This window comes from Janthinobacterium sp. SUN120 (assembly GCF_030397735.1).
Classification (GTDB): Bacteria; Pseudomonadota; Gammaproteobacteria; order Burkholderiales; family Burkholderiaceae_D; genus Janthinobacterium; species Janthinobacterium kumbetense.
Genome location: NZ_JAPUBW010000004.1, coordinates 1 through 20,653 on the forward strand (window position 1 = coordinate 1; position 20,653 = coordinate 20,653).

Annotated in this window: 15 protein-coding genes and 3 tRNA genes; 4 read left to right on the top strand and 14 right to left on the bottom strand. The window is 63.7% G+C overall.

What is annotated here, in order from left to right; genetic code table 11:
• The 8 genes from O0879_RS20575 to O0879_RS20610 all read right to left on the bottom strand — a co-directional run.
• Positions 1–120: GTP-binding protein (locus O0879_RS20575; RefSeq protein ID WP_017452634.1), on the bottom strand; the 120-nt coding region annotated here is incomplete at its 3' end.
• An 88-nt stretch (positions 121–208) separates the two neighbouring features.
• A tRNA-Thr gene (locus O0879_RS20580) sits at positions 209–283 on the bottom strand.
• Between the two features lie 43 nt (positions 284–326).
• A tRNA-Gly gene (locus O0879_RS20585) sits at positions 327–400 on the bottom strand.
• A 62-nt stretch (positions 401–462) separates the two neighbouring features.
• Positions 463–547 (bottom strand) — tRNA-Tyr (locus O0879_RS20590).
• Positions 548–769: 222 nt separating this feature from the next.
• Positions 770–2,416 carry a tetratricopeptide repeat-containing response regulator gene (locus O0879_RS20595; RefSeq protein ID WP_289918477.1) on the bottom strand — a complete coding sequence of 549 codons (1,647 nt, stop codon included), beginning with the start codon at positions 2,414–2,416 and terminating at the stop codon, positions 770–772.
• 133 nt (positions 2,417–2,549) lie between these two features.
• Positions 2,550–4,145 carry a DUF3369 domain-containing protein gene (locus O0879_RS20600; RefSeq protein ID WP_099665767.1) on the bottom strand — a complete coding sequence of 532 codons (1,596 nt, stop codon included), beginning with the start codon at positions 4,143–4,145 and terminating at the stop codon, positions 2,550–2,552.
• 63 nt (positions 4,146–4,208) lie between these two features.
• A complete protein-coding gene (locus O0879_RS20605) occupies positions 4,209–5,300 on the bottom strand; it encodes a DnaJ domain-containing protein (protein WP_289918480.1) in 1,092 nt (363 codons plus the stop codon).
• Positions 5,301–5,449: 149 nt separating this feature from the next.
• Positions 5,450–6,601: an SAM-dependent methyltransferase gene (locus O0879_RS20610; protein ID WP_289918482.1), complete on the bottom strand. Its 1,152-nt coding sequence runs from the start codon at positions 6,599–6,601 to the stop codon at positions 5,450–5,452.
• 74 nt (positions 6,602–6,675) lie between these two features.
• Here O0879_RS20610 and O0879_RS20615 point away from each other — a divergent pair, with 74 nt between their 5' ends.
• From O0879_RS20615 to pepF, 4 genes are all read left to right on the top strand, one after another.
• A complete protein-coding gene (locus O0879_RS20615; RefSeq protein ID WP_289918484.1) occupies positions 6,676–7,464 on the top strand; it encodes an SDR family oxidoreductase in 789 nt (262 codons plus the stop codon).
• Positions 7,465–7,517: 53 nt separating this feature from the next.
• The gene (locus tag O0879_RS20620) at positions 7,518–7,916 is read left to right on the top strand and encodes a dihydroneopterin aldolase (protein WP_046682033.1); all 399 of its coding nucleotides are present in this window, start codon (positions 7,518–7,520) and stop codon (positions 7,914–7,916) included.
• Positions 7,917–7,921: 5 nt separating this feature from the next.
• Complete coding sequence (gene ttcA, locus O0879_RS20625) at positions 7,922–8,884, top strand: tRNA 2-thiocytidine(32) synthetase TtcA (protein WP_289912652.1); 963 nt, start codon at positions 7,922–7,924, stop codon at positions 8,882–8,884.
• A gap of 179 nt (positions 8,885–9,063) precedes the next feature.
• Positions 9,064–10,947 (top strand): oligoendopeptidase F, encoded by a 1,884-nt coding sequence (gene pepF, locus O0879_RS20630; protein WP_289918486.1) that lies wholly within the window; start codon positions 9,064–9,066, stop codon positions 10,945–10,947.
• A gap of 43 nt (positions 10,948–10,990) precedes the next feature.
• On the opposite strand, the gene kefC is transcribed toward pepF, so the two are convergent.
• The 6 genes from kefC to O0879_RS20660 form a co-directional block, all read right to left on the bottom strand.
• Positions 10,991–12,817: a glutathione-regulated potassium-efflux system protein KefC gene (gene kefC / locus O0879_RS20635; protein ID WP_289905836.1), complete on the bottom strand. Its 1,827-nt coding sequence runs from the start codon at positions 12,815–12,817 to the stop codon at positions 10,991–10,993.
• A 63-nt stretch (positions 12,818–12,880) separates the two neighbouring features.
• On the bottom strand, positions 12,881–13,453 hold the full coding sequence (locus O0879_RS20640; RefSeq protein WP_289918488.1) for a dual specificity protein phosphatase family protein: 573 nt from the start codon (positions 13,451–13,453) through the stop codon (positions 12,881–12,883).
• Positions 13,454–13,463: 10 nt separating this feature from the next.
• Entirely contained in the window at positions 13,464–14,606 is a 1,143-nt protein-coding gene (locus tag O0879_RS20645; protein WP_289918490.1) for a glycosyltransferase, read from the bottom strand.
• A gap of 99 nt (positions 14,607–14,705) precedes the next feature.
• Positions 14,706–15,848, bottom strand: a complete 1,143-nt coding sequence (locus tag O0879_RS20650) for an ankyrin repeat domain-containing protein (RefSeq protein ID WP_289918492.1) — start codon at positions 15,846–15,848, stop codon at positions 14,706–14,708.
• Positions 15,849–15,909: 61 nt separating this feature from the next.
• On the bottom strand, positions 15,910–17,736 hold the full coding sequence (locus O0879_RS20655; protein WP_289918495.1) for a M14 family metallopeptidase: 1,827 nt from the start codon (positions 17,734–17,736) through the stop codon (positions 15,910–15,912).
• A gap of 125 nt (positions 17,737–17,861) precedes the next feature.
• Complete coding sequence (locus O0879_RS20660) at positions 17,862–20,573, bottom strand: TonB-dependent receptor (protein WP_289918497.1); 2,712 nt, start codon at positions 20,571–20,573, stop codon at positions 17,862–17,864.
• Positions 20,574–20,653: the final 80 nt, after the last annotated feature.

Consider the following 20,653-nt stretch of genomic DNA (forward strand, 5'->3'; position numbering starts at 1 on the left):
GAATTTCTTCGACAGAACCGTTGCGATTGCAGCGGTCAGCGTGGTTTTACCGTGGTCGACGTGGCCGATGGTGCCGACGTTGACGTGCGGCTTGGTCCGTTCGAATTTACCTTTTGCCATTTTGAACTCCTAATGATTTGATTAGATTGCTCAGGCACACGCCCGACGGTCTGGTTTGAATTGCTTCTGTGCTGCCTGCTGCGAATTCTGGTGCCCTTGACGTGGATCGAACACGTGGCCTCTCCCTTACCAAGGGAGTGCTCTACCACTGAGCTACAAGGGCTGTAATTTGTTGCATGCGATGCATCAAGCATCTGAACGGAAACTGGAGCGGGTGAAGGGAATCGAACCCTCGTCGTAAGCTTGGAAGGCTTCTGCTCTACCATTGAGCTACACCCGCGAGGTATCGTTCACTTTATCTTCACTTACTTTTGCTACTACCCAGTTTTCCTTGCAAAAACTTGGTGGAGGGGGCTGGATTCGAACCAGCGTACTCATAGAGAACAGATTTACAGTCTGTCGCCTTTAACCACTCGGCCACCCCTCCGCGGGAACCGCAGAGTATGAAGCATCTACTCACAACTGTCAACCTTATTTTCTGATGCCTGACTGCTGCATTTGCTTATAAAGAAGAAGTTGGCTGCTTCGGGGCGTGATTATAAGCTCCCGATTTGAGAATGTGCAAGGGTTGGCGCGAAAAAGTCTGCTTTTTTTGGATTTTTTTTATCCCCCCTGCCGGGAAGCCGCATTTTCCCGTCATTTCTCTCTTTTACCGGGCGTCAGACGGATGCATCCAGGAGTTGCCGAGAGGCTTATATTTACGCAACAACTGCTGATGCAGGCCCGACAGCACGGGCAATTTGGGGTTGCGCGGGTCCAGGCGGCGCACGCCGGCGATAAACGTCAGCGCCTGCTGCCCCATGCGCTCATCCCAGCCTTCGTGTTCCAGGCACTTCAGCACGGCCACGGCCGCATTGAACACCACTTGCGGATTATCGGGCAGGCGCGTGACGGCTTCGCCCATCAGATCGACGGCGCCACGGAAATCGCCCTCGCCCGCCCTGGCGGCGCCGGCCGCCACCATGTCGGCCACTTCCTGGCGGCTTTGCCGTGCCAGCGCCTTGGCCAGCTCTTCGCGCCCGGCATGCTCGAACACGGCCATGGCGCGCGTCATGGCCGCACTGTCGGGCGCATTGCGCATGACTTCGCGCATCACCTCGGCGGCGCCGTCTTCGCGCCCATGCGCCAGGCAGTGGCGCGCCAGCTCGGTTTTCAGCATGTTCGAGCCGCCCACGCTGTGGCGGTTGGCGGCCAGCGCCGCGTCGAGCGATTGCTGCAGGCGCTCCTCGTTGCCCGTATGCGCATGCAGCATGGCGCTGCACAGCGCACTGCACAGTTCCGCATTCTTTTGCCCGCCCATCGACTTGTCGAGGTCGCGGATCACGGCGCCCACCTGCAGCGGGTCGCCCTTGCGCACCAGGGTCTGCACCAGGCGCACATGGTCTTCCGGGTCGCGGAATTCCGAGTACTTGGCCTTGCTGACCACCAGCTTCAGGGATTTTTCCGCCATCTCGATATCGTCGGCCGCCAGGGCCGCCTCGCCCAGGCGGCGCAAGCGGCGCACGGCGTGCGGCGACAGGGCCACCGCTTCGCTCAGGGCGGCCTGCGCCAGTTCCGGCTTGCCTTGCGCCAGATGCGTGCGCGCCAGCCAGTCGTACGCGTCGAGAAAACGCTTGTTGTTTTCCAGCAATCCCTCCAGAGTGCCTTGCGCCGCTTCATACTCGCCCAGCAGGAACTGCGTCTTGGCCTGCCCCAGGCGCGCCCAGCCGATGGACTTGGCTGCGTACAGGCCCGCGTAGATCGGCTCGGCGTCGGCCGCTTCGCCCAGCAGCAGGTGCAATTCCGCGCGCAAGCGCAGAAAATCAGTGGCGTAACGGGGATACAGGCTGGCGCCCTCCGCGCAGGCGGCAATCGCCGCGCGCTCGTTGCCCACGTCGATCAACTCGTACACGGGCACGAAGGCATTGCGCTTGTCCAGCGCGCGGCCGATGCGCTCGAGCATGTTGTCAGCGGTGAAGGGCTTGAGGATGTAATCGGTGGGCAACAGCTCGACGGCGCTGACCACCTTGGCGAAGCTGCCTTCGCCCGTGACCATGAAGAACATGGTCGATGCGTGCATCAATTTGTGGTGGCGCAAGTCTTCCAGCATCTGCTGGCCATCCTGCCCGCCATCGAGATCGTATTCGCACAGGATCAAGTCATACGATTTGCTGCCCAGCATGCGGATCGCCTGGCCGGAGCTGGCCGCGTCGTCGATCTTCGCCAGGCCGCACAGGTTGAGCATATTGTGCAGGCTAGCGCGCATGCCCGGATGCGGCTCGATGATCAGTGCGCTGAGGCCCTTGAGTTCTTTCATGTCGTGATGTCCGAAAACTCCGCGGCGCGCCACACTGGTGCGTGGCGCCAGCCAGCATGAGGCTGCCGAGTATATGACGGCGCCGCGCGCAAGGGAATGGCGGCGCGCCGAAAAATGCCAACGAAGCGGCTACTCAAGCGACGGCGCGCTCCGGATGCCACAGTTGCGGCTCATGGTCGATCAGTTCCAGCAGCGCCGTCACCACTTCCGGATCGAACTGGCTGCCGCTACGCTGCTCGATGTACTCGCGCACCTGCGGATACGGCCACGGTTCCTTGTAAGGCCGCTCGTGCAGCAAGGCATCGAAAACGTCGACCACGGCAACGATGCGCGCGGCCACGGGAATGTTGCGCCCTTTCAAGCCATTCGGATAACCGGCGCCATCGAAGTGTTCGTGGTGGCCGCCGGCGATCTGCGCGCCATACGTGAGGTAGCTGACGCCGTCGACCATGTTGGCGGCCCGCTCGAGGATGGTGCGCCCGACGCTGGCATGCAGCTGCATCTGCGCCCGCTCCTCGTCCGTATGCTTGCCGGGTTTCAGCAGTACGGCGTCCGGCGTGGCCACCTTGCCCACGTCGTGCAGGATGCTTGCCAGGCCGATCATGTCGAGCAGCTGCGGGGTCAGCTCGTCGGCATACACGCCGCGCTGCTGCATGCGCCGGGCGATGGCGTCGGACAACAACTGCACCCGCCGCACGTGGCCGCCCGTGTCGCTGTCGCGGAACTCGGCCAGGTCGGCCAGCGCCACCACGGTCGCTTCCTGCGCCTTGCGCAGCTGGCCGAACATGTACAGGTTGTCGAAAGCGGCGGCGATACGCTGGCAAAACACTTCCAGCAAGTCGCGCTGGATCTGCGCCAGCGGCCACGGCGGCGTGACGGAAATGGCCAGCTCGCGGTTGCCTTCCGTGTGGATGAACAGCACATTGGCCGGATGCTCGAACTGGCTGCGCTTTTCCGCAAACGCCTTGTCGATGGTGGACGTGAGGGCATGGTCGGCCGGCATCGCTTCGGACTCGGCCAGCACGGCATACGTGCCCGTGGCGGCCACCACCTCGGGCCGTCCGGCGCCGCCCTGCATCAGGCACAGCACGCCGTCGGCGCCCACGTCGAGGATGGCGCTGACCTGATTCAGCACGCCGGAAGCGAATTCGCGCAGGGAATGGATCTGGTACAGATTGGTGGCGCCGGCGAGAATCTTGCCCAGGCCGATGCGGCTGCGTTCAAGCATCATCAGGCTCTCGTAGGCGCGCAGGGCCGAGATAACGGTGGTAAACAACTTTTGCGTCGTCAGTTCCGTCTTGGCCTTGTAATCGTTGATGTCGTATTCGATGATGACGCGCTGCTCGGGCGCCTGGCCCGGCTGGCCCGTGCGCAGCACGACGCGCACGATGGAGTTGTTCAGGTCGGCGCGGATGCGCTTGGCGAGGATCAGGCCGGCGTCATCCGTTTCCATCACCACGTCGAGCAGCACCAGCGCGATATCGGGCGTGTCGCGCAGGATGTCGTACGCCTCGCGGCCGCTGTAGGCGGAAAACAGTTCCAGTTCGCGGCCCTTGAAACTGACATTGCGCAGCGCCAGCCGCGTGACCGCATGCACGTCGACGTCATCATCGACGATCAGGACACGCCACAGGCGCTGGTCGGGCGCGGCCAGCCCGGCAGGACTGGCCACCGGCTCATCTTCGTCGAGCAGCCAGTTATCATCTGCATCGGCCTTGAGGTCGGTCATGAATACTCCTAATGGATAAGTTCGATGTGGACGCTGCGTTGACGCATATCAAGCATAATCAGATTAGATGCTGCTTACAACAGGATTCTGCGTACCGCCTTCGCTGGCGGACGGCGACGACGCCGGCGCCGAGGCACCGCTGCGCGTGGCGCCGCCACAACTATCCTGGCCCGGCCCGACGGCCTGGTAGCGCACTTCATACTTGCCCGCGCTGAGCTGCTCCACCAGCAGCTTGTCGTACGCGAGGATGTACAGGTAGCGCACGTTCGAGCGCCGCTCCGTGTCAAACAGCTTGACGAACACGGGCGCCGCATTGCCGCTGTTGTCGATGCTCACGGCCAGCTCATCGCCCTTGTTACCGATCGGGAATCCATCGACATAGCCGGAATGGGTCGGCCAGGGTTCGCCATTCGGCGCCACCAGCGATGGGGACTCGGCCTTGCCAGCCCCATCGCAGGCGGGCTGGATGCCTTTCAGGCTCAGCTGGGACACGGCCAGCACGCGGATCTCCGGCGTCTTCGCTTGCGGCGGCTCGGGCGCATACGGCTTGCCCACGGCCCAGCTGTCGACTGCCACCGCCTCGCCTTTCGACGACGACACGGCACCGGCCGCCGGCGTGGCCGCTTCCGCATGGGGCTTGGCGCCGTCGCGGGCCAGGCCGCTCCAGGCCGACGCCAGCGCGGCAGGCACGGGCTGCGACGTGTCGAGCATCAGCAAGGCACCCAGCCAGCCCAGCAACAGGCAGATAAACAAACTCAGCCACCAGCGCCAGTTGCGCCAGACGGGTTGCAGGCCGCGCCGCGGCTTGCCCTTCGGCGGCGGCACATCCTGCGCCCAGGCGTGTTCATGCGGCTGGGCATGGCCTTTCGCGCGGCCATCGCGGCTCTTGCCTTCTTCCTGGTGGGTGCTTTCCAGCCATTCGATTTCCCACTCCTCGGCGGCGATCCACTCGTCGTGTTCCTTGCGGCGTTGTGGATCGGACAAGGTGCCATAGGCGCTGTTGAGGATCGCCATGATGCGGGCGGCCTTTTCGTCGCCGGGATTCTTGTCCGGGTGGTATTTCTGGCTGAGGGCTTTGTACGCGGCACGTATGACTTCCTGCGGCGCCAGGCGCGCCACCTTCAGGTTGTCATAGTGTGTATGTATCTTTCCCATCGTTCTATCTTGAAATCGGTGCGCGGCGACGGGTTCTTGCAGGATGGAACCGTGCTGTGTCGGTCATCATATACGATATGACAAGATAATAACCACCGGCGGACAGGAAATTGCAGGGCGATACTGCCCTGCCTTGATATTGCAGGCGCTTACAAGCGGTGACTGCGGTCGCTGGACAACAGCGCTTCCGGCAACTCCACGCGGTGCCCCACTACCAGCACCTTGAACAATTCCCCCATCTCGGAGGGCGACACCAGCTTTTGCACGGCGCTCGCTTGCGGCAAATAGGTCTTGACCTGCTCCGGATCGGTGCGCAGCAGCAAGTCGCCGAGACCCGCGCCCAGCAGGAAGGACGCCTGGTTCATGTAGGCGAGCACATCGAGGCCCGCCTCCTGCGCCGCCACCGCCATCGCCGTAAAATCCACGTGGGCCGTGATGTCCTGCAAGCCGGGCAGATAAAACGGTTCCGCGTGGGCGTGATGGCGGTAATGGCACATCAGGGTGCCCGTGGCGCGCAAGTCGAGGTAATACTCATGCGCAGGAAAACCATAGTCGAACAGCACGGCCGCGCCTCCCTTGCCATTGGTCAGCATGCGCGCCAGCGAGCGCATGAAACCGCAGGCGACGCCATGAATTTCCGTGACATAGCCGACCGGCAAGGCATCCGCCTCGGGCACCTGGGCGGCGATCTGCGCAGCCACGTCGGCGCCAGCGGGCCGTTCGACAAACACGAACTGGCCGTCGGCGATGCTGACGTCGAGTTCGCACCAGCCGGCGGGCGTCTTGCTGATCAGGTTGACGGGCATGGCGTCCAGCACTTCATTGCCGAACACGGCACCCTCGAAACTGTCGGGAAAGCCGTCGAGCCACACCACTTGCGGGAAGGCTGCCAGCGCCAGCTCCTGGCGCGCGCGCAATTCGCCGGACAATTCGACGATCGCATACTGTTCGACATGGATGCCGGCATTCGCCGCTTCCGTCAGGATATCGCAGGCCAGCTTGCCCGTGCCGGCGCCGAATTCGAGGATGCGCGGGGCCGTTTGCGCCATAATAGCGGCTGCCACATGGGCCAACGTGGCGCCGAACAGGGGCGAAATCTCCGGCGAGGTTGTAAAATCGCCATCTTTGCCCAGCTTGGCGGCGCCGCCGCTGTAATAGCCGAGGTCAGGCGCATACAGCGCCAGCTCCATGAAGCGGACAAAGGGAATGGCGCCGTCATTGCGCGCGATTTCGGCGGCAATCTGGTGCTGCAAGGCATGGGACGCGGCCAGCGCGTCGCTATCGGGTGCGGGAAGAGACATTCCCGCATTGTAGCGAATCGGCGGCGCATGCCGCCAGTGTGGCGTCCACCGAATATCTCAACCATAGCAAAGACATGACAGAAGCAACGACAACGCCATTCGACAGCACACCCCGCGTCGCCCTCGTCACGGGCGCGGCGCGGCGCATCGGCCGCGCCATCGCGCTGGGCCTGGCGCGCGACGGCTGGGATATAGCCGTCCATTACCGCGATTCGCGCGACGAAGCGCTCAGTCTGGTCGCGGAAATCACCGCGCTGGGCCGCCGCGCGCAAGCGTTCCACTGCGACCTGGCGCAGGAAGCGGCCGTACGCCAGCTGTTGCCGCAGGCACAGGCGGCGCTGGGCCCCGTGACGTGCGTCGTCAACAACGCATCGTTGTTTGCATACGACAATGCGGGCGATTTTTCCGTCGCCGCGCTCGACGCCCACATGCACGCCAACCTGGCCGCTCCCATTCTGCTGGCGCAAGCCCTGTACCAGGCCACCCCGGCAGGCGGGCAAGCCGTGGTCATCAACTTGCTGGACCAAAAACTGTACAATCTCAATCCTGATTTTTTGTCGTACACCCTGTCCAAGGCGGCGCTGCTGTCGGCGACCACCATGCTGGCCCAGGCGCTGGCGCCGAAAGTGCGCGTGGTGGGCATTGCCCCCGGCATCACCATGGTCTCCGGCGAGCAGACGGAAGCGAACTTTGCCAAGGCGCATGAAAACACGCCGCTGGGACGCTCCAGCACGCCCGAGGATGTGGCCGACAGCGTCTGCTACGTGGCCGGCGCGCGCGCGCTGACGGGCACGACCCTGCTGGTCGATGGCGGCCAGCATTTGATCGGCTTGCCGCGCGACGTCATGTTTTTGACCAAATAATCAGCAGCCCTACCAAACAACCAGCACTCCAGCATTCCCTAAAAGGTAAAACTATGTCGTCCGCCCTGTCCCACCCTCGCCTGGCCGATTGCCGCCGCCTGTTCCTGCGCAATTACGAAGTCCTCATCAACATCGGCGTCTACGACTTCGAAAAAAAGGGCGAGCAGCGCGTCCTCATCAACGTCGACCTGTACATCCCCCTGGCCCTGTCGACGCCGAAGGATGACCAGTTGGAAGAAGTGGTCGACTACGACTTCATGCGCGAAACCATCGCCAAACGCATGGCGCAAGGCCACGTGCAGCTGCAGGAAAGCCTGGTTGACGACGTGCTGGCCGCCATGCTGGCCCACCCGCGCGTGCGCGCCGCGCGCGTATCGAGCATGAAACCGGATGTGTATCCCGACTGCGAAGGCGTGGGCGTGGAAGTATTCAAGATCAAGGATGAAGCATGAACAACATGAATGACAGCGCCGTACTGGAAACGATGACGGCCGCCGTGGAAGTGCCGGCCAATGTCGAAGCGCAGAAACTGGCGCGCAAGAAGGCGGAAAAGATCGCCCTGGAAAACAACAAACTACACAAGCGCTTGTGCCGCCTGGTAGGACAAGCCATCGGCGATTTCAACATGATCGAAGACGGCGACAAGGTGATGGTCTGCCTGTCCGGCGGCAAGGATAGCTACGCGCTGCTGGACATCTTGATGACCTTGCGCGAACGCGCGCCGATTCACTTCGATATCGTCGCCGTCAACCTGGACCAGAAGCAGCCGAACTTCCCGCCGGAAATCCTGCCCGCCTACCTGACGGAACTGGGCGTCGCCTTCCACATCGAAAACCAGGATACCTACAGCATCGTCAAGCGCCTGATCCCGGAAGGCAAGACGACCTGCTCGCTGTGCTCGCGCCTGCGCCGCGGCATCCTGTACCGCGTGGCCGACGAGCTGGGCGCCAACAAGATCGCCCTGGGCCACCACCGAGATGATATTTTGGAAACATTCTTCCTGAATATGTTCTTCGGCGGAAAACTGAAAGGCATGCCGGCCAAGCTGCAGTCGGACGACGGCAAGCACATCGTCATCCGCCCGATGGCTTACGTGAAGGAAGAAGACACGCAGCGCTATGCAGAAGTCAAGGGCTTCCCCATCATTCCATGCGACCTGTGCGGTTCGCAGGAAAACCTGCAGCGCAAGCAGATCAAGGGCCTGATGCGCGAATGGGACAAGAAATTCCCCGGCCGCGTGGAAAGCATCTTCTCGGCCCTGTCGAACGTGGCGCCGTCCCACCTGATGGACCCGAAATTGTTCGGCTTCAAGGATTTGAAGGCGGACGGCGTGGCCAACCCCATGGGCGACATCGCCTTCGATGAAGAGCCATGCTCGACGCCGACCACGTTCGGCACCATCGCGCTGCAACCTCTGTAAAAACCTCCTGTTGTTCCGCCGCCACCGTCCAGGTGGCGCGCGGTATCTTCCCTCGGCCTCTTTCCCCCCGCGTCCATTTGAGGTACCGTAGTCAGCTCTGCCGGTACGCGGTGCGTCACGCGCGCATCCCTGCACGGCGGTCAGCACGCATTCTTCCGACAACCTCACTGGAATGAACCATGACGCCATCCGCGCTCAAGCGCCCCCTGCTGTTCTCCCTGCTCGCTCTCGGCCTCTCCTCTGCCTTCGCCGCGCCTGCCGCTGCCCCCACCGACCGCCAGGCCGACCGCTGGGACCTGACGGCGCTGTATCAAGACGACGCCGCGTTCGACGCCGACGCGAAAAAGCTGTCGGCGCAGCTGCAGCAACTGGGCGCCTGCAAGGGACAGTTGAAAGCGTCGCCGGCCCGCCTGAAAAGCTGCCTGGACCTGTACGCCGAGGCGCGCAAGCGCGTCAACACGCTCACCACCTACGCGGCGCAGTATTACGACCAGGATACGGGCGACAGCAAGGGCAACCAGCTGAACCAGCGCGCCGCCCTGCTGGGCAACGACTTCTCCCAAGCGACAACCTTCCTGCAGCCGGAAATCCTCGCCCTGGGCGGCAAGCGCATCGACGCCATGCTGGTGAAGGACAAGGGTTTGCAACTGTACCGTTTTCAATTGAGCAACATGCTGCGCAGCGCGCCGCACACGCTCGACGCGGCTGGCGAACAGCTGGTGGCCCAGTTCGGCCTCGCAACAAGCTCGGCCGCCAGTGTCTACCGCACCCTGGCCAATGCGGAAATCCCATGGCCCACCGTGAAACTGTCGGACGGCAAGGAAGTACGTCTCGATCAGGCGGCGTACACGAAATACCGGGGTGACGACCAGCGCGCCGACCGCAAGCTGGTGTTCGACGCCTTCTTCGGCAAGTGGAAGGAATATGAACGCACGTTCGGCGAAACCCTGTACGGCCAGCTGAAGACGGACGCCGCGTATGCGAAAGTGCGCCGCTATGCCGATTCGCAAAGCGCGGCGCTCGACGCCGACCATCTGCCGCCGGCCGTCTACCAGACCCTGATCGCGCAAACCAACGCCAACCTGCCCACCTTGCACCGCTACTTCAAGCTGCGCGCGCGCATGCTGGGCGTCAAGGACCTCGCGTATTACGACATCTATGCGCCGCTGCTGACAAGCGACCGCACCTTCCCGCTGGCCGACGGCAAGCAGATGATGCTCGATTCCGTCGCGCCGCTGGGCCACGACTACGTCAAGGCCCTCACCGCCGCCGTGGACGCTCGCTGGATGGACGTGTACCCGCGCCCGCGCAAGGTGGCGGGCGCCTACATGAATGGCGACGCGTACGACGTGCACCCGTTCGTGCTGCTCAACTACACGGACAACTACGAAGCCGTCAGCACCCTGACGCACGAATGGGGCCACGCCATGCACTCGGTGCTGGCCAACAAGGCGCAGCCATCGATCTATGCGCCGTACAGCATCTTTGTCGCGGAAATCGCCTCGACGACGAACGAGGCGCTGCTGCTCGACGCGCGCCTGAAGCAGGCCAAGGACGATGACGAGCGCCTGCTGTACCTGGGCGCGGCGCTGGAAAACCTGCGCGGCACCTACTTCCGCCAGGCCATGTTCGCCGAATTCGAAGCGGCCATCCACGGCAAGGTGGATAAAGGAGAGTCGCTGACGGGCGAAGAGATCACGGCCATCTATGCCGGCATCCTCAAACGCTACCATGGCGAGGCGCAAGGCGTCATGACCATCGATCCCGCCTACGCGCTGGAATGGGCCTACGTGCCGCATTTTTATCACGGCTTCTACGTGTTCCAGTACGCCACCTCGATCGCCGCGGCGCAGGATTTCGCGCAGCGCATCCTCGACAAGGAGCCGGGCGCGCTGGCCGCCTACCTGAAGATGCTCAGCTCCGGCGGTTCCGCGTATCCGTATGAGCTGGTGAAGGCGGCCGGCGTCGATCTGGCCTCGCCGAAACCGTACCAGGCGCTGGCGGCGCGCATGAACGGCATCATGGACCAGATCGAGACGATTGAAGCGAAGCGGGGGAAATAATGCTGGGGTCAGACCCCCTCGATTGTTAGCACAAGCCTTCGCGTTAACGGTGTTGAGGGTCTGACCCCGGTTCTCCCGCTTGCTCCGAGGCAAACGCCGCCGCATCGCTCTCGAACATGTCTTCCAGTTCCTCGCGCGCCTGGCGCGTGAGGGACATGACTTTTTGCTGGTCCTGGAAGTGCGGCGCCACTTCCAGCAGGGTTTTCAGGTTATGCCGGCCAAAGATGCCGGCCGCGCGCTGCGCCCGCTCCGGGCTGAAGCCCACCTGCTGCAAGGTCTGCTCGCCCAGCAGCAGCGCCGCGGCGAACGTTTCGCGTTCGATCAGCGTCACGCCCCGCTTCATCAATTCATAGTAATGCGTGACGTTGCGCGCACGCGCCAGAATCGTCAGTTGCGGCAGGCGCAGGCGCACGGCGTCGACCAGGGCCAGGCTGTCGTCCACATTGTCGATGGCGATCACCAGCGCCCTGGCCTTCTCGATGCCCGCCGCCACCAGCAGGTCCACGCGCGTGGCGTCGCCATAAAACACCTTGAAGCCGAACTTGCGCAGCAGGTCGATCTGGTCCGGGTCGTGATCGAGTACCGTCACGCCGATCTTGTTGGCTGCCAACAGGCGGCCGATGATCTGGCCAAAGCGGCCGAAACCGGCGATGACGATGGGATTGTCCTGCGCCTCGATATGGTCGTCGGGGCGGCGCTTCTTCTCGCCTTGCAGGCGCGGCGCGACGAATTTGTCGTGCAACAGCAGCAGCAAGGGCGTGGCCACCATCGACAGGGTCACCACCACGACCAGCAGCGCGGCCGTCTCCGGGGCAAACACGTGCGCGGCCTCGGCGGCGGCAAACACGACGAAGGCAAATTCGCCCCCTTGCGACAGCAGCAACGCAAAGAACAGCTGCTGGCCGCGGGGAATGTCGACAAACTTCGACAGCACATACAGCAAGGCGATCTTCACCGCCAGCAGGCCCGCCACCAAGGCCAGGATCAGCAAGGGCTGGGCGCGCAGCACGCCGAAATCGACGGACATGCCCACGGCGATGAAGAATAGGCCTAGGAGCAGTCCCTTGAACGGTTCCAGGTCGGAAATGAGTTCATGGCGGTATTCGGAGTCAGCCAGCAGCACGCCCGCCATGAAGGTGCCCAGCGCCATCGACAGGCCCACCGATTCCATCAGCACGCAGATGGCGATCACCAGTAGCAGGGCGAAGGCCGTGAAGATTTCGCGCAAGTCCGTCCTGGCGATGAAGCGCAGGATGGGGTTCACCAGAAAACGCCCGCCGATCACCAGCGCCGCCAGCACGGCGGCCAGCTTGGCCACGCGCAGCCAGCCCGGTTCGCCGCTGTGCGTGACCAGCCCGCCCAACAGCGGCACCAGCGCGATCATGGGAATGGCGGCGATATCCTGGAACAGCAAAATGGAAAAGCCGGCAGAACCGGCCGGGGTGCTCATCAGCTTGCGTTCGCCCAGGGTGGCCAGCACGATGGCCGTCGACGACAGCGACAGGCCCAGCGCGCCGACCAGCGCCGTGCGCCAGTCCACGCCAAAGGCCATGGCCACAGCGCACAAGCCCGCGCTGACGACGCCCACCTGCGCCCCGCCCCAGCCAAAGATGGGACGGCGCAGCAGCCACAAGCGCTTCGGCTCCAGCTCCAGGCCGATCAAAAACAGCAGCAGCACCACGCCGAATTCGGAAAAGCTGAGGATCACCTCGACATTCTTGATCAGGCCCAGGCCCCAGGGACCGATGACGACGCCGGCCACCAGGTAACCCAGCACGGCGCCCATGCCCAGGCGCTTGGCCAGCGGCACCATGATGATGGCGGCGACCAGGTAAAACAGTATGTTGATGAGAAAGCTGTGGTGTTCCATGCGGATTCCGGAAAAACGTGACTGGAATCGCAATCATGCCTGAAGTGGCGCGCCAGCGGGGTATCAGGGTTGCGGCGCCTCGATACGTGCGCGTAGTTCGTCGACATTCACGCGCTGGAGGTAGCTTTCGATATTCTTCCACACGGCGTGGTAGCCGTAGCCGCCGTTTTTCAGCTCGTCGATCGCCTTTTCGCGCGGCCAGCCCTGGTACAGCATGCGGTACATGGCGGCCATCATGCCCGTTCGGTCGGCGCCGTGCAGGCAATGCAGCAGCACGGGACCCTGCTGTCCGGCGGCACGGATGGCACGCATGGTGTCGATCACATGGCGGTCGCGGATGGCCCAGGTATTGATGGGGATGCGGACGGCGCGGATGCCGCTGCCTTCCAGCACCTGCGTATCGGAGTGGAAGGAGCGCAGGCTGATCACCGTCTTCACGCCCAGCGCCTGCAGCTGGGCCACGTCGGCGCTATCCAGCCTGGCGCTGCGGTACAGGACGGGCGTGACCTGGTGCAGGTTCGACACCTGCGGCAGCGGCGTGGCCCAGTCCGGATGGCGTGGCGGCGATGGTTGCGCCCCGGCCGGCGCGGCGGCCAGCCCCAGGGCGAGGGTCAACAGTACGACATGCAGCATCATGGTTTCCTGGTTATTGAAGAACGGCGCCGGCGCGCAGCACCTGCGCCAGCACGTCCAGGGCGGCGCGCGGGCGGCCCAGGGCCAGCGCCTTTGCGCGCATCGATTGCAACTGCTCGGGATGCTCGAGCAACAGGCGCACCCGGTATTCCAGGGTGACGGCATCGAATGCCTTCAGGGCCACGCCCTGCTCCAGCAGATAGTCGGCATTGCGCTCTTCCTGGCCGGGAATCGGCGAATTGACGATCATGGGCAAGCCCAGCGCCAGGCATTCCGAGGTGGTCAGCCCGCCCGGCTTGGTGATCACCAGGTCGGCGCACGCCATCAGGCGCTCGACTTCGCTGGTAAAGCCTTGCGCCAGCAGGCGGCCCGGATACTGGCCGGCCAATGCCTGCAGCGCCGCCAGCGCGGCGGCGTTTTTCCCCGCCAGCACGATCAGCTGGAAGTCGCCTGGCAGCGCCAGCAGGCGCGCGGCGACCGTTTCAAGGCTGCCCAGTCCCGCCCCGCCGCCCATCAGCAGGATCGTCGTGCGCCGCGGGTCGAGGCCAAACGCCTGCGCGCACGACACGCGGTCGGGCACCTGCGCGAACGCGGGCATAATGGGGATGCCCGTCACGTGGATGCGCCCGGCGGGGATGCCTTCGTGGCGCATGCGGAACGCCACTTCGTCGGTGGCGGCGAAATAGCCCTGCATCTGCTCGTGCACCCACATGCGGTGCAAGTCGAAATCCGTGACCTGCACCCACACGGGGCAAGCCAGCTGCTGCTGGCGCAATGCGCGCGACAGCAATTCGGCCGGCAGGAAATGCGTGCAAATGATGGCATCGGGCTGGAAAGCAGCGATCCGCGCCATCAGCGCGCGCGTATTGAGGCGCTCGACGGCGCGGCGCAGGCGCTGCATCGAGCTGTCGCGCGGCGCATCGTGGGTGGCGTGATACAGATAGCCCCACAGCGCGGGCGCCTTGTTGACCAGCTTGATATACAAATCCGTGTACAGCTTGCGGAAGGCGGGCGTGACGAAATCCATCACGTCGAGATGCAGAGCCAGCGCCGCTGGGCCGCCGCCATCGCGCGCCGCATACGCCTCGATGGCTTGCGCCGCGCGCATGTGGCCGGCGCCGGCCGAGACGCTCAGGAGAAGAATTTTTTGTGTCATGAAAAACCGATGCGTGAACAGGTTGCGCGCGGACGCGGAAGATGCATTGGCAGGATAACATCGCTGCAAGCTGGCCGGTTTGATCTGGCCACGTGCGCGCTAGCCGATGACGGGGACGGGCAAGGCCGACACTTTCCAGCTGCCTTTGAGCTTGCGTTCGATCAAGGCCGACAAAGTGCTGGCGTCGGGCGCGCCTTTTTTGGTGAACTTCACCGGCACCAGCAGATAGATGGTGACCTTGTCATCGTCGGCAATGTCCTCCTCCGGCTCCGGATTCCAGCGCTTGTCGATGGCCAGCAGCGCGTCGACGCCGTCCGGCCAGGCCAGGTCCGCCAGGTGCGGAGCGTCGCGCCGCAGCAGCTCGCCCGCCGCCAGGCTGGCCTGGTCGAGCGTGCGCCGTCCCAGGCGTGCCAGCAGCGCCACCGGAAAACGCCAGGGGCTGTGCTGCGCAAAGCCGTGGACCGTCAGCGGCCAGCGGCCAGGCAGGCAGATGGCCAGTTCGGTCATCGGGGATTGCTGGAAGAGGCCGGCCGTAAACAGCAGCTTGAAATCGCGCTTGCCGCCGATGCAGCTGATGCCCAGCGAAAAGCGCGCGTCGCCGCTGTCCGGGCTGAACACGGCCGGCAATACCCAGCCGGCGCTGTTGTGCATGAAGGTGCGGATCGATTCCTGCGGTGAGGCGGCCGCTTGCTGCGGCACGTCGAGTATGCTGACGCCGCCGGCGGCAGCGAGCAATTGGGTGATCGCGGGAAAACCCCAGCCGCTGGCGATATCGACCGGCGCCTGGTTCCAGCGCGTATGCAGGCGGTTCGGATTGGCGCCCGACTGCAACAGCAATGCCACCACGTCCTGGTGGCCGCCCACGCAGGCGCTGTCCAGCGGCGACAGTATATTGTCCGGCAAGCCGTCGACGGCAGCACCCTGTTCGAGCAGCCAGCGGCAGGTATCCAGATGGCCATGGCTTGCCGCCGCGTCCAGCGGCGTATGGTTGCGGTAGCCGGGCAAGGGCAGATCGACGTCCAGGCCCAGCGACACGAGCAGGACGCAGACGTCGCGGCTGCCGCCGGCCGCGGCCAGATGCAGCAGCGATTCGCCGTCATCCATGTTGTAGCGGCGCAAGGTCAACAGCAGCGGCGTGGCTTCGAGCAGGCTGCGCACCTGTTCCACCTGATTTTCGCCGACGGCGTCGCAGAGGCGAAAAAACGTCTCGCGGTGCTGGTTGTAGAGTGTCTTGTTGACCATGCATGTTCTCTGCTCGTGGTGGCGGCGCCATCATCGAGCGGAGAATAGCATTTTCTTTCGATTAATCTGCGCGATTTGACAACTTCGGTGTGCGCGTCGGCGGCAATGCCAAGCCGGCAGGCGCGACATCCGTGCGCAATACCGGATACAGGTTCAGGCGTTCATCCCAGGAAGCGTGGCGGCGGGCGAAGAATTCCAGGCGCGCGGCCGGGCTCTTGGCAAATGCGGGATCGCTGGCCAGCTTCTGCTGGAACTGCGCCGCCAGCGCCGGGTCGGCCGCCAGCTGGGCGCGCGCCACGTCTTCGGCCACGTATTCTTCCATGTACTCCTTGCGCTCGAAGGCCGTATTGAAACTGCCCCAGGCCAGCAGGGAATCGGGCGCGCGCGGTTCGAGCAGGGCCACGACCAGGCGCGCCTTGGCCTGGTTGACGGGCACGTACAGTGCGCCCGCACCGACCACGCGCGCCTCTTTCTGCCACTCGCCCTGCACGGCCGCCGTCTGGCGTCCCTCGAACGACTGCGCGCCGAATTTCACCTGCGTGGCGCGAAAGGTCTCGACCGGCAGCTTGCCCGGCGCGCCAGCCAGTACCTGATACGACACGCCATGCTGGCGCAGCTTGGCAGCCACCATCTGCGCCTGCGCGGCGGGCACCAGGTAGCCGGCCTGCGGCGCGGCCTGCTGCAGGTCGGGCACGATCTCGTCGCGCAGCGGCACGTTCCAGATCTGCGGCGTGGTTTCATCGTAGCGCGTCATCAGCGCGCCCGACACTTCGGACGGCGTACGTGTGTAGGCGTAGCCGCGAAACGCGATCATGCGCCTCTTCTCCGTCGTCTTGTAGGTGAGCGGCAGGGTGGCACCGGCCAGCAGCGCGGCGCGCGCGTCCGCCTCGAGCGCCGTTTGCCGCCACTGCGCGCCATGCAGCGCCACTTGCGACAGCAGCGAGACGATGGTGTTGCGGGTGATGCGCACGCGGGTCGGATAATCCTTCCACGAATGGGTTTCCACCAGCATGCCGAAGCGGTTGCGCAGCTGGAAATAGCCATGCGAAAAGCGGGGATTCGGCGCCGAATCGACAAAACCCGATTGCGGATTGTCGTTCTCGGCAAACGAAATATAAAACGGTTTCGGGTCCGAACCCTGGCTGGCCAGGTCGGCCAGCACGCCGTCGCGCAGCGCCGTTCCCGCCACGCGCAGGGCCGCATCGCCCGCATGCACGGGTTCGACCTGGATCGAGATATCGGGTTCGAACTGGGCGCCGTCGGTGACGTGCAGGTCGACGTAGGCCAGCGGGTCCCAGGCGTTCACCAGCGCCAGCATGTGCTGCATCTCGGGCGTATCGGCCTTCATGTATTCGCGGTTCAGATTGTAGTTTTGCGCCGTGCTGCGCCAGCCCATTTCCACGGGACCGCGCTGGTTCGGACGGTTCCACTGACCGAAGCGCTCATGGCCATCGACATTGAAGACGGGGACGAACAGCAGCACCTGCTTGTCCAGCGCGCCGGGCGCCGCCTTGCCCTCCAGGACTTCGCGCAAGGCCAGGAAGCCCGCATCCTTGCCATCGATTTCGCCCGCATGGATGCCGCCCTGCACCAGCAGCACGGGCAGCTTGCGGCGTGCCGCTTCGGCCGGCGTCAGCGCGCCCGTATTCGTCACGGCCAGCGCCAGCATGGGGCGGTTTTCCGGCGTGCGGCCAAATTCGATACAACGCACCTGCTTCGGATAGCGCGCCTGGAACTGGCGGCACAGGGTTTCCACTTCCGCGTAGCGGCCCGTATTCAAAAAGCCCGAGCGCTCGGCCACCGTCGTCAGGGCGGGAGCGGGAGCGGCGTGTGCGCTGGCGGCAAACACGGTCAACAGGGCGGTGGACAGCAGGGCGTGGCGTAGCATGGGTCAAACTCCATCGAGAGAGGACAAGCGGGCAATTATAGAGTGGCGGTCGGATAAAAACGCGCCGGAAAATAAAAAAGCCGGAACAGTGTCAGCTGCTCCGGCCTTGCTTCGGCAAGCGTGAATTACGAGCCAAAATGGTAGTTGAACTCGACCCACCCCTGGCGGCCTTGCGGGCTGTAGTTGCCGATCAGGTAGTACGGCCAACCGTTGCTGGCGTCGCGCTTGATCTTGTCGAACACGTTGTTGACGATCAGCGAAACGGTGGCGCGGTCGTTGATGCGGTAGACGGTGCTGATGTTGGCCAGCGCCGTCGGCGTCAGGTAAGCCTTGCCGGCGGCATTCGGCACCTTGCCGTAACGGCTGACCAGCAAGGTATTCGACCAGTCGCCCGCGGCCCAGTTGACGCTCAGGTTCAACTTGTCGGGCCAATCCCTGTTGGTCATCGATTTGGTTTCGTCGGTCTCTTCATCACCGGCAAATTGCTGCGATTTCTTGCTCAGTACCTTGGCGTAGTTGGCCTTGAAGGCGAAGCGGCCATAGTCCGTCGTGCGCAGCAGATACTTCAGGCTGACATCGATGCCGCTGCTGCTTTGCTTGGCCGCGTTGATCGGATTGACGGTGATGGTCTTGATCTCGCCCGCCTTGTTCAAGGCATTGGCCGCGTAACGCTCGATACGGCCCAGGGTATCGATACAGGTCGGCGAGCCGATATCGGCCTTGCCGAGGCGGCAATCGGATTCGTCGCGCAGCAGCTTGTCGGCGTCCAGATTCGTCACCAGGTCGTCGATCTTGATGTTCCAGTAATCGACCGAAACGTCGAAATTGGAACTCGGCGACCAGACGCCGCCCACGCCGAAGGACTTGCCCTTTTCCGACTGCAGGTCGCGGCTGCCGTTCTGCACGTAATCGGCACCCGGCGATTTATTGGCATACTCGCAGCCGTCGATGGCCTTGCCCGCAGCATCGCAACGGTAATAGTCGGTGGTGCTCGCATAATAGCCTTTGCCGCGTGCCTGGTAGATGTAATTCATGTCCGGCGCGCGGAAGCTGGTGGCATAGTTGGCGCGGAACAGCAGCTCCGGCGCCGGGCGCAATTCCAGCCCGCCGTTGTAGGTGAACTTGCCTTCCTTGCGGCCGGCAAAGCTGTAGCGGTCATAGCGGCCGGCGACGGTAGCGGTCAGCTTTTCATGCAGCGGCACATTCAACTCCGCGCCCAGCGCATAGCGCGAACGGGTGCCGGCCGTGACGCCCGAACCGGTGGCGACATTGAAATAGCCCTGGTCGATGCGCGCGTCGGGTTCGTTGCTGAAGCCCTGCTTGCTCGCTTCGGCAATCGTGGCGATTTTCACCGTGCCGGCGGGCAACTGGAACAGGTCGCCATTCGTGGCCAGGCTCAGGGTATTCGTCCAGGCCTTGTCATGGCTGGTGCTGTAGCCGCTGATACTGTCGAATTCGGCCGGCGTCAGGCGCTGCGACAGGCGCGCGGGATCGGCTGCGTAGATGGCCACGCCCTTGGCGTCCGTGCCCAGCTTGGGCCCCAGGAAGAAGCTGTCGATGTTCGACAACATGCGCGGCGTGTGGCCTTCGCTCTTGTAGATGGACGCGTTGTAATTGGCTTCATACTGCCAGGCGCTGCCCGGAATGCGGCCCTTGGCACCGAGCGAGATGGCCGTGGCCAAGTCGTCCCAGCTGCGGTTGTAGCGCTGCACGCCGCCGATTTCCTCGGGCGAGATAAAGCGCGTCCACTCTTCGTAGGCGCCGCTGTTCTGGTTCAGGAAGGAATTGCCGTTCAGCGAAGCCGAGGCCCACGACGGGCCGCGCGTATTGTTGACGGTCTTGTTCTTGCCGATCAGAACATCGGCAAACAGGGTGGTGTCGGCATCGAGCTCGTAATTGGCGCTGCCGAACACGTTCTGGCTCTGGTTCTTCGTCTGCGTGGTCCAGAAGGTCGGGCGGGCTTTCGGGCTGGCGCAATAGCTGCCGTTTGCCGCCGTGTACTTGCTGACGCTACCGCCGAACATGTCGCCGAACTGGCTGCAGGTGTCGCCCAGGTCGACATATTTGTCTTTTACCAGGGTGCGGCGCGCGGCGACCGTCGTCGGCACGCCGGAGCGGCTGGTCATGAAGTCGCGGTCCATGCTCCACAGCGGGTCGCGCTGGCTCAGTTCCACGCTGAACAGGGTATGCAGCTTGTCGAAATTGCCGCCGCCCGTCAGCTGCACGCGCTGGTTGCCGGCGCCGCCGCGCGAGGTGTCGCCCAGCTTGACGTTGATATCGAAGCCGTCCGTCTGTTTTTTCAGGATCACGTTGACCACGCCGGCGATCGCGTCCGAGCCATAGATGGCCGAGGCGCCGCCGTTGAGGATTTCGATGCGCTCGACAATGCTCGACGGGATGTTCGCCAGGTTGGTGAAGTTGACGGCGCCGTCATAGGCGATGGGGAAGTCGGCCAGGCGGCGGCCGTTCAGCAGGATCAAGGTATGGTTCGGACCCAGGCCGCGCAGGCTGATGGTATTGGCCGACGGCGTGAAGGTATTGCCGTAATCCTCGCCCTGCGTAAAGCCGCTGTTCTGCACCTGGCTGGTCAACGCGTCGAAGACGTTCTTGTAGCCCTGCTTGGTGATTTCGTCGCCGGTCAGGATGGTGACGGAAGACGGGCCTTCCAGGCTGGCGCGGGGAATGCGCGAACCGGTGACCACGACGGCTGGCGGGGTGGCCGCCGCCTGCTGATCCGCTGCGGGCGCTTGCGTTTGCGCGTGCGCCTGCCATGCGGTGCCGCCCAGGATGGCCAATACGCCAAGGCTGAGCGGTGTTAACTTGAACTGTTTCGACATCGTTGCGCTTCTCAAGGTGGGAGAAAAGCGGCAAGATAGCAAAATGTCAGTCATTCCAGAACGAATGGATTCATCTTTCT